Annotated in this window: 11 protein-coding genes; 5 read left to right on the top strand and 6 right to left on the bottom strand. The window is 75.2% G+C overall.

What is annotated here, in order from left to right; all coding sequences use genetic code 11:
- Nucleotides 1-4: 4 nt before the first annotated feature.
- Genes asnB through QSK45_RS34060 form a run of 4 tightly spaced genes read left to right on the top strand, consistent with a single transcriptional unit; the run spans nucleotide 5 to nucleotide 5431 of the window.
- Complete coding sequence (asnB, locus tag QSK45_RS34075; RefSeq protein WP_285562786.1) at nucleotides 5-1891, top strand: asparagine synthase (glutamine-hydrolyzing); 1887 nt, start codon at nucleotides 5-7, stop codon at nucleotides 1889-1891.
- On the top strand, nucleotides 1888-2937 hold the full coding sequence (locus tag QSK45_RS34070) for a PrpF domain-containing protein (RefSeq protein ID WP_285562785.1): 1050 nt from the start codon (nucleotides 1888-1890) through the stop codon (nucleotides 2935-2937). The genes asnB and QSK45_RS34070 overlap by 4 nt, the downstream gene beginning before the upstream one ends.
- Nucleotides 2916-4052, top strand: coding sequence for an acyl-CoA dehydrogenase family protein (locus QSK45_RS34065; protein ID WP_285562784.1), 1137 nt, complete (start codon nucleotides 2916-2918; stop codon nucleotides 4050-4052). The genes QSK45_RS34070 and QSK45_RS34065 overlap by 22 nt, the downstream gene beginning before the upstream one ends.
- The gene (locus tag QSK45_RS34060) at nucleotides 4043-5431 is read left to right on the top strand and encodes a dihydroorotase (protein ID WP_285562783.1); all 1389 of its coding nucleotides are present in this window, start codon (nucleotides 4043-4045) and stop codon (nucleotides 5429-5431) included. The genes QSK45_RS34065 and QSK45_RS34060 overlap by 10 nt, the downstream gene beginning before the upstream one ends.
- 544 nt (nucleotides 5432-5975) lie before the next feature.
- Here QSK45_RS34060 and QSK45_RS34055 read toward each other — a convergent pair.
- Complete coding sequence (locus tag QSK45_RS34055) at nucleotides 5976-6863, bottom strand: GNAT family N-acetyltransferase (RefSeq protein WP_285562782.1); 888 nt, start codon at nucleotides 6861-6863, stop codon at nucleotides 5976-5978.
- Nucleotides 6864-7175: 312 nt separating this feature from the next.
- On the bottom strand, nucleotides 7176-7787 hold the full coding sequence (locus QSK45_RS34050; RefSeq protein ID WP_285562781.1) for a cation efflux transmembrane domain-containing protein: 612 nt from the start codon (nucleotides 7785-7787) through the stop codon (nucleotides 7176-7178).
- Between the two features lie 600 nt (nucleotides 7788-8387).
- Between QSK45_RS34050 and QSK45_RS34045 the strand changes: the two genes are divergently transcribed.
- The gene (locus tag QSK45_RS34045) at nucleotides 8388-8822 is read left to right on the top strand and encodes a winged helix-turn-helix transcriptional regulator (RefSeq protein ID WP_285562780.1); all 435 of its coding nucleotides are present in this window, start codon (nucleotides 8388-8390) and stop codon (nucleotides 8820-8822) included.
- A gap of 189 nt (nucleotides 8823-9011) precedes the next feature.
- On the opposite strand, the gene QSK45_RS34040 is transcribed toward QSK45_RS34045, so the two are convergent.
- From QSK45_RS34040 to mhpA, 4 genes are all read right to left on the bottom strand, one after another.
- On the bottom strand, nucleotides 9012-9326 hold the full coding sequence (locus QSK45_RS34040; protein ID WP_285562779.1) for a hypothetical protein: 315 nt from the start codon (nucleotides 9324-9326) through the stop codon (nucleotides 9012-9014).
- Entirely contained in the window at nucleotides 9323-9982 is a 660-nt protein-coding gene (locus tag QSK45_RS34035; RefSeq protein ID WP_285562778.1) for an MSMEG_1061 family FMN-dependent PPOX-type flavoprotein, read from the bottom strand. The genes QSK45_RS34040 and QSK45_RS34035 overlap by 4 nt, the downstream gene beginning before the upstream one ends.
- A gap of 482 nt (nucleotides 9983-10464) precedes the next feature.
- Nucleotides 10465-11409, bottom strand: coding sequence for a 3-carboxyethylcatechol 2,3-dioxygenase (locus QSK45_RS34030; RefSeq protein ID WP_285562777.1), 945 nt, complete (start codon nucleotides 11407-11409; stop codon nucleotides 10465-10467).
- The gene (gene mhpA / locus QSK45_RS34025) at nucleotides 11406-13112 is read right to left on the bottom strand and encodes a bifunctional 3-(3-hydroxy-phenyl)propionate/3-hydroxycinnamic acid hydroxylase MhpA (protein ID WP_285562776.1); all 1707 of its coding nucleotides are present in this window, start codon (nucleotides 13110-13112) and stop codon (nucleotides 11406-11408) included. The genes QSK45_RS34030 and mhpA overlap by 4 nt, the downstream gene beginning before the upstream one ends.
- Between the last annotated feature and the right edge of the window lie 93 nt (nucleotides 13113-13205).

Below are 13205 nucleotides of genomic sequence, written 5' to 3'. Positions count from 1 at the left end.
GCCCATGTGCCGCATCCACGGACAGTTCAACACCCCCACCCACCCGCACGAGCTGACCGCCGCCTCCGCGGCCCAGCACCACGGCGGCCCCGACGCCCAGACGAACGCGACGGGGCCCGCCTGGGCGCTCGGCAGCAACCGCCTCGCCGTCATGGACCCCCACGGCGGCGCCCAGCCCTACCGGCTCGGCCCCCACATCACCGTCGTCTTCAACGGCGAGATCTACAACCACACCGACCTGCGCACCCGCCTGCGCGCCCGCGGCCACCACATCCCCGACCACTGCGACGGCTCCGTCCTGCCCGCCCTCTACGCCGAGTACGGAACCGCCTTCACCGACCACCTCGACGGCATGTACGCCATCGCCGTCGTCGACACCCGCCACGAGCCCACCCTCGTCCTCGCCGTCGACGACATGGGCATGAAACCCCTCTACTACCAGCACGACCCCCGCACCGGACGCGTCACCTTCGCCTCCGAACTGCCCGCCCTGCTCGCCTTCGACCAGGTCACCGCGCGGGTGTGGGAACCGGGCCTGGAGGAGTACCTCGCCACCAAGACCCCCTTCGGCGAGCAGACCATGTTCGAGGACATCCACGTCATGCCCCCGGCGAGCACCCTCGTCGCCACCCCCACCACCCGCCCCCGCCTCATCCGCCGCACCACCACCCCCGACCCCCTCGACATCCCCCTGCCCGACGCCGCCGCCGACCTGCTGACCCGGCTGCGCCACCAGGTACACCGCCTGCTGCGCGCCGACGTCCCCGTCGCCGCCGTCGTCAGCGGCGGCCTGGACTCCAGCCTGATCGCCGCCCTCGCCGCCGAAGCCCACCCCGCCCTGCACACCTTCACCATCGGCTACAAGGGCGGCCCCTGGCCCGGCGACGAACGGCACTTCGCCCGCCAGGTCGCCCACCGCATCGGCGCCCACCACCACGAGGTCGAGATCGACCCCGCCGCCTTCCCCGACCTGCTGCCCGACGTCGTACGCCACCTCGGACAGCCCAACGCCGACCCGATCACCCTCTCCTCCCTCGCCCTCTTCCGCCAGATCCGCGACGCCGGCTTCACCGTCGCCCTCACCGGCGACGCCGCCGACGAACTCTTCGCCGGCTACGACCGCGTCACCCACGCCCTGCGCGCACCCGCGCACCACCCCTGGGCCGACGGCTACGCCGACGCCCTGGCCGCCGTCCCCCAGGCACTGCGCGAAGAGCTGTACCGCGCCGACTACCGGGCCTTCGTCCACGACCGCGGCCCCGCCACCCAGCGCCTGGCCCGCCGCCTCCGCGCCGGCGACGGCGAACGCCTGCACACCCTCACGGAATTCGAGACGGGCACCCGCATGCCCGCCTACCACCTGCGGCGCGTCGACCACATGTCCATGGCCGCCGCCGTCGAAGTACGCCTGCCCTACTGCCAGCCCACCGTCCAGCAGTACGCCCGCGCCCTGCCCGCCGCCCTGAAAGTCACCGCGCGGCGCGGCAAACACGTCCTGCACACCGCTGCCGGCAACCTGCTGCCCCGCGCGGTCCTCGACCGCCCCAAACAGCCCTTCACCCTGCCCGTGACCGCCATGCTCCGCCCCGGCACACCCCTGTTCACCCACGCCCGCGACACCCTGTCCACCACCCGCCTGCGCCAGGACGGCCGACTCGAACCCGCCCGCGTCCAGCGGCTGTTCACCGAGCAGGCCGAACGGCCCTCCAACCGGACGGCACTGGCGATCTGGGCGCTGCTGGTCCACCAGCTGTGGCTCGACCGCTTCCTCACCACCCCCGGCACGGACACCACCACCGGAACGGACACCACCACAGGCGCGGGCGCGGGCGCGGGCGTGGCGGCGGTGGCGGGCGCGGGCAGGCCGGCCGACCAGGAGACCACCGGGTGATCGGATACCTCGCACAAGCCGAAGGCGCCCCCTGCCCCACCCTCGTCCTGCCCACCAGCACCCCCCTCGACGACGGACCGGCCCTGCGCGCCGCACTCACGGCCGCACGGGACTGGCTCATCCGCACCGGCCGCACCCACATCATGAAGATCGCCTTCGTGGCCCCCTCCCGCCACCCGCTGGCCGACCTGGAGTTCCGCTTCGTCCAGTGCCTGCCCGGCGACGGCTTCGACACCGAGGGCAACTGCGGCCACTCCCTCGCCTGCGCCACCCTCGTCGCCGGGAACCAGGGCCTCACCTCCCTCACACCGGGCGAACCGGTCCGGGTGCACGTCACCAACAACGACGCCCACGTCGTCTGCGAGACCGACCGCGGCCCGCACCACGAGACCGAGATGAGCCTCCACTTCGTCCACACCCCCGCCCCGCTCCTCGACAGCCTCCTGCCGACCGGCAACCCGGTGGACGAACTCACCGCCGGCCCCCGCACGCTGCGCGCCTCCCTCGTCACCGCGGGCAACCCCTACGTCTTCGTCGACGCCCGGGACCTGGACCTGCCCGACCGCCCCGCCCTCTTCACCGCCGGCGAGAGCGCCCTCGGAGAACTGCGCGCCCTGCGCGCCGCGGCGGCCGAACTCCTCGGCCATCCCCCCACCGGCGCCTTCCCCAAGATCGCCGCCATCGGCGCCTACGGACCCGGCCCCCTCGCCGTCCGGGCCCTGTCGGTACCCGCCTGGCACCCCACCCTCGCCCTGACCGGCGCCGTCTGCCTGGGCGTCGCCGTCACCCTCCCCGGCACCCTCCCCGCCCGGCTCGCCCCCCACCACGAGCCCGCCGGCCGGCACGCACGCCGTATCGAACTGCAATCCCCCGGAGGCCCCCGGACCGTCACCGTGACCACCACCGACACCCCCGCCGGCCCCGCCCTCACCCGCACCAGCGTGCACGGCAAACGCGCCCGCATCCTCACCGGCCCGCTCCCCATCCCCACCGCCCTCCACGAGACACCCAAGGAGGCCGACCTGTGCCTGCCGCCACGGACTTGAACGCCCTCGCCCCACGCCCTCGCCTCGCCGCCCGCTACGCCGACCTGCTCACCACCCTGCAAACCCACGCCGCCGAAGCCGACCACCACGCGCGCCTGCCCGCCCCCGTCCTGGACGCCCTGCGCACCAGCGGCATCCTGGCCACCGCGATCCCCTGCGAACACGGCGGCCACGACGGCGGCGCCCCGCTGGTCAACCGCCTGACCGAACTGATCGCCGAGGCCGACCCGTCGGTGGCGATCATCCTGTTCCAGCACTGGGCCGTCAGCACCCGCATCACCGAATGGGCGACAGCCGGACAACGCGAACGCTGCCTGCCCCGCCTCGCCGACGGCCGCTGGCTCGCCGCCTCCGCCTGGAGCGAACAAGGCGCCGGCGCCGACAAACGCACCATCCGCACCACGGCCGTCCGCGTCCCCGGCGGCTGGCGCCTGGACGGCACCAAGGCGTTCACCACCGGCGCCGGACTGGCCGACCTCTACCTCGTCCTCGCCCAGAGCGCACCCCCCTCCCGCACCGACACCGCCTACGGCAGCGACGGACAGACCTTCTTCCTCGTCGAGGCCGACCGCCCCGGCCTCACCGCCCACGCGAGCATGGACCTCGTCGGCATGCGCGCCTCCGCCACCGGCACCGTCGAACTACGCGCCTGCACCGTCCCCGACGACGCCGTCCTCGGCCCCGAGGGCAAGGCCGCCGACATCATCCGCGGCGTCCGCGAGACCGGCGCGAGCCTCGGCGCGGTCGCCGTCGGCATCGCCGAATCCGCCTACCGGCTCGCCTGCGCCCACACCCGCAAACACGGCGGACCCACCCCCCAGGCCGTACGCCACCGCCTCGCCGACCTCGCCGCCCGCGTCGCCCAGGCCCGCGCCATCGTCGACAGCGCCGGCCGCCGCGACAGCCCCGACCCCGGAACACTCACCCTGCACAGCAAACTCGCCGCCTCCGCCCTCGCCGAAGAAGCCTGCCTGGAGGCCCAGCGCCTCATCGGCAGCGCCGCCTTCCTGCGCGGCCACCCCGTGAACCGGATCAGCCGCGACGCCCGCGCCGTCGCCCTGATGGGCCCCACCAACGACCTGTGCCGAGAGCTGGTGACCACCCCATGGAACTGACCACCGCGCACCCGCGGCCCTACGACCTCGTCATCGAAGGCGGCCGCCTCGTCACCCCCGACGGCGTACGCGCCGCGACCGTCGCCGTCCACGCCGGCCGCATCGCCGCCCTCCTCCCACCCCACACCCCCACCCGGGCCGCCACCCGCATCCAGGCCGCCGGCCGCCACGTCCTGCCCGGACTCATCGACTCCCACGTCCACTTCCGCACGCCCGGCCTGACCCACAAGGAGGACTGGGCCCACGGCAGCAGAGCCGCCGCGGCCGGCGGCGTGACCACCGTCATCGACATGCCCAACACCCGCCCACCCCTGCACAGCACCCAGGCCGCCCACGCCAAGGCCGACCTCATCAAGGGCACCTCCCTCGTCGACTACCGTTTCCACATGGGCGTCGCCCCCCACACCCTCGGCGAACTCGCCGACCTCGACCCGCGCATCGCCACCTCCGTCAAGGTCTTCATGGCCGGCCACCACACCGCCCCCGACGTCATCCACGACCCCGCCACCCTCGACCGGATCTTCGCCGTCGCCGCCGACCGCGACCTGCGCGTCGTCCTGCACGCCGAGGACAACACCGTCTTCCGCCTCCTCGACGACTACCTCGGCACCCCCCGCACCTACCGCGACTACGAGACGCACCGCCCCCGCAGCGGCGCCCTCATCGCCGTCGCCCGCGTCCTCGACCTCGTACGCGCCCACGGCACCCGCGCCCACATCCTGCACGTCTCCTCCGCCGAGGAATGCGACCTGCTCGCCGCCGCCCACCACGCCGGCCTGCCCGTCACCTTCGAAACCACCCCCCACCATCTCTCCTTCACCCACCACGACACCCGGCGCACCGGCGCCCGCACCCGCATCAGCCCCGCCATCCGCACCCAGGCCGACCAGGACCGCCTCTGGCACGCCCTGACCACCGGCGAACTGGCCACCATCGGCTCCGACCACGCCCCCCACACCATCGAGGAGAAGACCCGCCCGCCGGCCGACGCACCCCCCGGCCTGCCCGGCGTCCAGGAACTGCTGCCCGTCCTCCTCACCGGCCTGCGCCGCCGCCTGCCCGACCACCCCTTGGACGACCTCCTCACCCTCGTCGCCACCGCCTGTGCCGCCCGCCCCGCCGAACTCTTCGGCCTCGCCGCCCGCAAAGGCCGCATCGCACCCGGCCACGACGCCGACCTCGTCGTCCTCGACACCGACGCCACCTGGTGCCCGACCCCCGACACCATCCGCTCCAAATGCGGCTGGTCCGCCTACGAAGGCTGGACCCTCACCGGCCGCCCCGAGATCACCGTCCGCCGCGGCGAGATCATCTTCGACCACGCGGCCGGCCGCTTCGGCTCCGCCACCGGCGAATGGCTCGACCCCACCACCCCCTGACCGGCCCCCCGTCCCGGCACACTCCCGGGACGCGGCCGCCACAGCGAACCACCCGCCGGCGACACGACCCCCGGGCAGCCCCCGGCACGGGCACCCGCGGCCGGCCGGACCCCGGCCCCGCACGGCCCGCCCGCGCGCCGCGCGACACCCCGACGCCCGCGCCGGCCCCAGCCCGGAACGCGAACCGCCCCGTCCCCGGGCCGACGTCCGCGCCCAGCGCCACCGGCCTGCTCCCGCAGACCATTGGCTGCGCGCGCCGCCACGGCCGGGGACCGGTCTTCGCCGGGCAGGCCGGCCGCGACACCACCCGGACGGCCGCCGCCTACGGCGAGCGAGGCCGTGTCGTTCCCGGGCCGACGCCCGTGCCCAGCGCCTCCGGTCCGCTCCCGCGGATCACTGGCTGCGCGCGCTGCCACGGCCCCGGCCTGCCGGGGACCGGTCTTCGCCGGGCAGGCCCGCCGCGACACCACCCGGACGGGTGCCGCCCCCCACGGCGAGCGAGGCCGCCCCGTCCCCGGCACCGCGCCGGCGGGCCCCCGTCCGGCTACGGACGCGACCGACCCCCCGCCTCCTGCGCGAAGTCCCACACCGCCCAGCCGCTCACCCGCACGAACCCCAGGCGCTGGTAGAGGGCGTTGCTCGTCGGATTGGCCGCGTTCGTGAACAGCACCACCTCCCTCGCGCCCGCGGCCAGCGCCGCCCGGCTCACCTCGGCCGTCACCGCCCCCGCGAAGCCGCGCCCGCGCAAGCGGTCCGGGGTGTAGACGGGATCCACCTGGGCCACCCCGGCGACCAGCGGTTTCCTCCCCGCCATGGAGACCGGCGTGCCGTCCGGCAACTCCCAGAACGTGTACCGCTTCCCGGCGAACCGCGTCCCCGCCCATGTGCCGGCGTCGATGGTCACGTCCTCCCCGACATCCGCCGCGAACCGGCGGCACCATTCCATCAGCCGCTCCCGGTCGCCCTCGCCCACCGCCCGCCCCCGCCCCGCCGGGGCAGGCCGCGGCGGCGTGAGCTCCCCGAGCCGGTACAGGCACAGCCGCACACCGGCCTCCGCCGTCACCCCCGCGTGGCGCCGCCACGCCGCCGCGAACGCGGCCGCGGTGTCCTGGTCCGCGCTGACGTAGGGGAACACGTACCCGAGGCCGGCCAGCCGGGCGGCGAGGCCGTCGGCCTGTGCGGGGGTGAGGGGAGTGAGCCCGATGCCCCGGGAGGGCAGATGGTAGAAGGTCGCACCGACCTCACCCGCCCGCTCCAGCCACCCGAACACCGGGGAGGCCCGCGGGCCGTCCGGGGCCGCGCGCCACGCCCCGAGCCCCTCGAACACGCCCAGCGTCACGATGTGCCGCACGGGCCGCGAGCGCAGGAACGCGCCGGTGCGGGCGAGGAAGCCGTCGGCGTCTTCGGTGAGGTGCCATTCGTCCGGGCGCATGCCTCACCCTCTCCGGCCACTGCGCCCCGCGGGAAGGCGGTTTTCCGCACCGTACGGCCCGCCACCGCTGCGCCGAAGCCCGGCGAGGACAGGCGCCGGCGAGAGCGGGAGCGGGCGGCCGCCGCCCCGGAGAGCAGCGGGCCCCGGCCGCCGTGCCGAGCGGGGGCCTTCGCCGCGGCGTGTCGCCTGCGTGCGGCCGAGCACTGGCCGGGGCGACCACGACTGCCACCGGCCCATCCGGCGGCGCCGGGACGCCGTCAGCGCACGGAAACCGCCTGCCCGGCCCCGGCCCCCGGCCCGCGCCCTTGTCCGTCAGCGGGGTGCCCCACAACCCTCCCCGTATATCTCCCTGACCTCGCGGACCGCGTAGTACACCAGCACATAGCCGGCGGCCGGGTCCGCCCACCACAGGCCGGCCAGGGCGTTGAGAACCAGACCGAGGAGCACCGCGGCGGCCAGCAGCCCGTCGACCAGGGTGACCCGGCCCTCCGCCGTCAGCACCGGATCGTCCAGGGCGGCACCGGTGCGGTCCTTGCCGAAGGCCAGGGCGAACATCACCACCGCGGTCACCGCCGTCCACCCGATCCCCAGCGGCGAGGGACGCGGACGCCACCCGCCGGCCAGGACCCACGTCGACTGCACCAGCAGATACACCGCCAGCAGGGCGAAGCCGGCACCGATCAGCCGCAGGGCACGGCGCCGCCGCTCCCCGCCGGTGCCGGACAGCTCCCAGACCACCACCATCGACGCGCCGATCTCGATCAGGGAGTCCAGCCCGAACCCGGCCAGCGCCACCGATCGCGCCGCGACCGCCGCCACGGCCAGCACGACGATGCCGGCCACGTTCCAGCCCAGGGTCACGTACTCCAGCACGAGGCCCCGGCGCAGCAAGAACGCGCGGCCGTTCTCGTTCACGTCGCTCACCGGACGAGTCTCCCCGCGGCTCCCGCCCGGCATGCGGCCCCGGGACACCGGTGGCGCGCCGTGCACGGGCAGCGGGAACCGGCCGGAGCGCGAGCGTGCCGGCCGCGGTGATCCGGCCCGCGGGCAGGCGCGGTGGCGAACCACAGGGCGCGGCCGGGCCCGGCGAAGGGACCCGCGGGGTGCTTCAGGCCCGGCGCCGGTGCCACGGGAGGCCCGCCGCCCGGGGCGATCCGCCCGATGGCGCCGCCGCCGGTGGACCAGGACCTGGCCTGGCCGCGGGACTGCATGGCACCCGGCGAGCCCATGCCGCGGCACGCGCGCACCACCGCGACCGCGCGGGCCCGGCCGGCTCCTGCCCACCCGTGCCCGCGCGGCCGCGACCGTCACGTCACCGCACCCGCGGAAGTACACGACTCGCCGCAGCCGGACGCCCGTCGAGGGAAGCGGCCGACACGGGCCGCCGCCGGGCCCCCGTGTGCCGCGGTGAACCGTGTCTTCCCGCGGGCAGCACCACCCGCCCCGCCCCAGAAGAGCGCCCCCGGATATCCTCTCAGCCGAACACACCGGCCGCGCCGAGGGACAAGGTGGGGAGAAGACGCCATGCCGCCCCGGGAATGCTCCATCACCGACACCCTGAACCTCGTGGGGGAGCGCTGGAGCCTCCTCGTCGTACGCGAACTCAGCCACGGCGTACGGCGGTTCGAGGGGATCGCCCGCAACACCGGGGCACCGCGTGACATCCTCACCGCCCGGCTGCGCAAGCTGGAGGCCACGGGCATCGTCCGCCGCGAGCGCTACAGCGAGCATCCCCCGCGCTACGAGTACCACCTCACCGACGCGGGCGCGGAACTCAACGACGTCCTGCTCACCCTCATGGCCTGGGGCGACCGGCACCTGAACGCCGAGGACCCGCCGATGCGCCTGCAGCACGCCTGCGGCCACCGCTTCCAGGCCGCCGTCGTCTGCGCCCACTGCGGTGAACCGGCCCGCGAACAGCTCCACTCGCCCTCCGGCCGGGGCGTCGTCGCCGGCTGAGGAACGGGCGTGCACAGCGGCGGCTCCCCGCGAGGCCGGGACATCGCCGCGCGGCCGGCGCGCGGCAGCGGGAGACCGGCCGCGCCGGACCCGCCGCTCACGCCCCGGCCGCACGCGAGCGGGACGCGCGCCTGTGGCCGGCTCGCCGACGGCCGTGCCCCTGCACCCTGCGGGCGTGCGCCGGCCGGTTCACGTGCCCGTCGCCCAGCGCACCGCGGCGACCGCTGCGAGCAGCAGGGCCGGTCCCGTCCACCACCAGGGCATGACCCGGCGCACCGGCGGCAGTGCCCACACGGCCGCCGCCGCGGCGGCGGCTGCGATGGCCAGGACGCACGACAGGACGATGCCCGCGTACGCGTCGTCGTCCCATGGCCCGCAGGGGCGGATGCGCAGGGCCGTCCGGCGGAAGTACGCGGCGACGAGGGTGAGGAGGGCCAGGGGCACGGCGAGGACCAGGAGGAGGCGGCCCCGGTCGTCGTCCGCGCGGGGCGCGCCGTCCGTCACTCGTAGCGGTACCTCAGCGAGTCCGCTTCCGCCTGCTCGATGTCGGCGATCGTCAGTTCCGGCATCCGCAGCTGGGCCAGTGTCACCTCGGCCGAGGTGGGCTGGGCGCTCGCCGGCAGCCATCGTTCCGGTTCCCAGGCTCCGCTGCGCAGGAGCGATTTGGGGCAGTGCGGGTAGACCTCCTCGATCCCCAGGACCAGTGCGCTGGCCGGTGGTCTGCCCACGGCGGTCAGCTGCGACAGCAGTCCCGGGCGGGTGGAGACACAGGCCCGGCCGTTCACCCTCAGTGTCGTGGCGCGTCCCGGGATGACGAACAGCAGTCCGGCCCGTCCGGTGGCGATGACGTTGTGCAGGGTGTCCAGGCGCTTGTTGCCGGTCGCGTCGGGTATCGCCACCGTCCGTGCGTCCAGGACGGAGACGAACCCGGCGGGACCGCCGCGCGGGGACACGTCGCAGTTGCCCTCGGTGTCCGCGCTGGCGATGAGGACCAGTGACGAGCAGCCGATCAACCGCCGGGTCTGCTCGGTGAGTTCGCTCGTCTGCTTGCGCACGGCCGCGGCGCCGGGGAGCGCGTAGGCCTCGCGCAGCTCCCGCGGGTCGCGTACGGCGTCGAGGCGGAGCGAGTCGAATGCGCTGCCGGCAAGGAGTGACGTCATGCCCCGACCCTAACGGGGCCGGTCCGCGGCCGGTCCTGGCCGGTGCCTGCGGGGACACGCCGGCACGGGAAGCCCGGACGGGCGCGCGCGGCCGCCCCCGCGTGCCGTGTGCGGGCTGCCCGCACCGGCACGCGGGGGAGTGCGCCGCGAAGATCCGCCCGGCGGTCGGTGGCCCGCCGCCGGCCGGGGCGCCGGCGCGCTGTCCGCCGTGGCCGAGACGGTGGCCGGCGCCGTGGCCCAGCCAGGCCGTCCGCCGCGTCCTCCCGCACGCCCCAGACCGTTCGCCATGCCCTCCCGCCCGCCTCGGGCGTTTGCCGCGTCCTCCCGCCCGCCTCGGGTCGTTCGCCGCGTCCTCCCGCCCGGCCGGGACGGCGTGGGAACCCCCGGCCGGCGACGAGCTTGGGAACACGGTGTCCGCGAAGCCCGGGGCGAGGCAGCGCCTCGGGCTTCGCGGCCGCGCGGTGCCGTGCCTCGCAGCGGTTTCAGGGCCTGGTGCGGGCTGTCATGACGCCGAAGCCGGCGATGTACTCCCGGACGGGCCGGTAGAACTGGTAGGTGACGTCGTAGGGTCCCGCGGCGCCGAGGGCGGCGAACGCGGCGATCCAGGTGCGGACCTCGTGGGAGGAGTTGCCGGCGTCCTCGGCCATCCGCTCGGGGGTCATCGCGTCGACGGGGGTGAGGTCGCCGGAGGCGAGTGTCGCCATCAGGGCCCGGTCCCAGGCGGGGTTGAGGTCCCGGATGGCGGCCGTGCCCGCGGCGAAGGCGGCCGCCGTGTCGATGACCCGCTGCTGCCGGGCGTCGCGGGCCGCGGCCGTGGGGTGCCGGCCGTTCAGGAGCATGGCCCGGGTCCGGTCGTCGGCGGTGGCCCACTGCGGGACCGGCGGGTCGTGGGAGAGGCCGCCGGAGCCGATGACGAGGACCCGTTCGTCCTCGAGCGCGGCGAGGTAGGAGCCGATCGCCTCGCCGAGGCGGCGGATGCGGCGCATGCTCACGAACGGGCGGGCCACGCCGTTGACGAAGACGGGGACGGTGGGCACGGCGTCGATGGCGCCGAAGAGGATCTCCAGCGGCTGGACCGCGCCGTGGTCGACCTCCATGCGGCGGGAGATCGCCACGTCGACGTCGTGTCCGGCGACCCACTGGGCCAGTTCCTCGGCGCGCGCCGCGGGCACGTCCAGCGGACCCTGCGCGGTGCCGTAGTCGCCGACTCCGAGAGCCTGGTAGCCGATGCAGAACGGCGGCATCAGGTCGTGGAAGAAGCCGTTGTAGTGGTCGGGGGCGAAGGAGACGACCAGGGTGGGGTCGTAGTCCGCGGTGAAGGCGCGGGCGGCGGTGAAGGCGCCCTGGACGGCCTCGGTGACCTCGGCGGGCGGGTTCGCGTAGTCCAGCAGGGGGCTGTGCGACATGGTGACGAGGGCGAGGCTCATCTCCCGTCTCCTTCGGTGGTGAGCGACGCCGCCCGGACGACGGCGGCCAGGGCCCGCGAGGCCTGCTGGGTGAGGGAGGCGGCGGCCACGAAACGGTCGGGGCGCAGGATGACCAGGCCGCAGGCGCGGACGTCGAACCAGTTCTTCAGGACCCCGTCCGGATCGCCGACGACGGTGACCGGCGCGGGGGAGGCGGCGTAGCGCTCCTCGGCCCAGGCGCGCTGGGTCTCGGGCATGAAGGAGACCAGGCGGACGCGGTGGCGGCGCACGAGCGCGAGGTCGGCGGGGGAGAGGAACGCGGTCGGGTCGGTGCCCCAGGTGGCGAGGGTCCACCAGGCGCCGGTGACCTCGTCGAGCAGGACGCCGGTGGCGGTGGCGGTGTTGACGCGCGGCTGGATGAACTGCAGCCCGACGGGGGACAGCCGGCCCGCCGAGTCCGTGAACGGTGCCAGGCGGCCGTGCTTGAACCCGGGGCGCGCCCTGCCGGGGGTGAGGGTGGCCTGGTCGGCGACGACGCCGCTGTCGTAGCGGGGCATGGGCTTGAAGCGCAGTTCGGTGAAGTACGACTTCCACTTCGGCACGAGGTTGAGTGCCGCGGCGGACGCGTCGCGCAGCCTGCCCGCGAAGCGGCCCATCTTCATGACCGTGCCGGCGGCCATGTTCACGTCGATCATGTCGCAGGCGTGCTTGCGGCGTTCCGGGGTGTAGGTGTCCAGGAGCGCGTCGCCGGCGTCGCCGGCGAGGACGGCGGTGAGTTTCCAGGCGAGGTTGGTGGCGTCGCGGATGCCGGAATTCCAGCCCTGGCCGAGCCAGACCGGCATCAGGTGGGCGGCGTCGCCGGCGAGGAAGACACGGCCCTTGCGGAAGTCGGCGGCCACGCGGCCGTGGTGGGTGAAGGTGCGCTGGTTGATGACCGTGAGCGCGGCCGGGTCGGGGACGTGCCGGGCGAGCAGGGCGTGCACGAACGCGGGGTCGTCGACGCGTTCGGTGGGCTCGTCGTCGTGGAGCATGAACTCCCAGCGGCGCACGCCCTGGGGCAGGCCGATGGACACGTACGGGCGGCGCGGGTCGGCGCCGAGGTAGACCGAGGGGGTGCCGACGGGGTCGTTCTCGACGTCGATGACCACCCAGCGGGTGGAGGGCGAGCGGCCCTCGAAGCCGACACCCATCCACTTGCGGGTGAAGGAGCTGCCGCCCTCGCAGCCGACGGCGTAGCGGGCGGTGACGGTGACCGTCCCGGCGGGCTCCCCCGCGGCGTCGAGCCGCTCGGCGGTGACCGTGACGTGGTCGCCGTGGTCGTGCAGGCCCACCACGCGGTGGCCGAAGCGCAGGGCGGCGCCGGGGAACCGGCCGAGTCCGGCGGCCAGTTCCCGGTCGACGAGCGGCTGGATGAAGCCGTGCTTGCGCGGGTGGCCGAACTCCTGCGTCCCCGGGTCGTTGGTGGCCAGCACCCGGCCCTCGCCGTTGACCAGCCGGACCACGTGGTGGGGGACGGTGTAGGGCTGGATCTGCTGCCACAGGCCCGCGGTGCACAGGGTGCGCACGGACTCGTCGTCGAGTCCGACGCCCCTCGGGTAGTCGATGAGCTCGTGGCGGGCCTCGAGTACGGTGACGCGGTGGCCGCGCACGCCGATGAGGTTGGCGAGGGTGAGGCCGACCGGGCCGGCCCCGACGACAACGACGTCGGTGTCGTAGGTGGTCATGGAAGTACGGTCCGATCGGTTCAGTTGTGCGACAGGAAGCCGGTGACGAGGCGGTTGAACTCGGCGGCGTGCTCGATCATCGCCCAGTGGCCG

The organism is Streptomyces hygroscopicus subsp. hygroscopicus, from assembly GCF_030269125.1.
Lineage (GTDB): Bacteria > Actinomycetota > Actinomycetes > Streptomycetales > Streptomycetaceae > Streptomyces > Streptomyces hygroscopicus_C.
The sequence above is the reverse complement of the archived record's forward strand: the minus strand, read 5'-3'. Positions and strand labels throughout refer to the sequence as shown.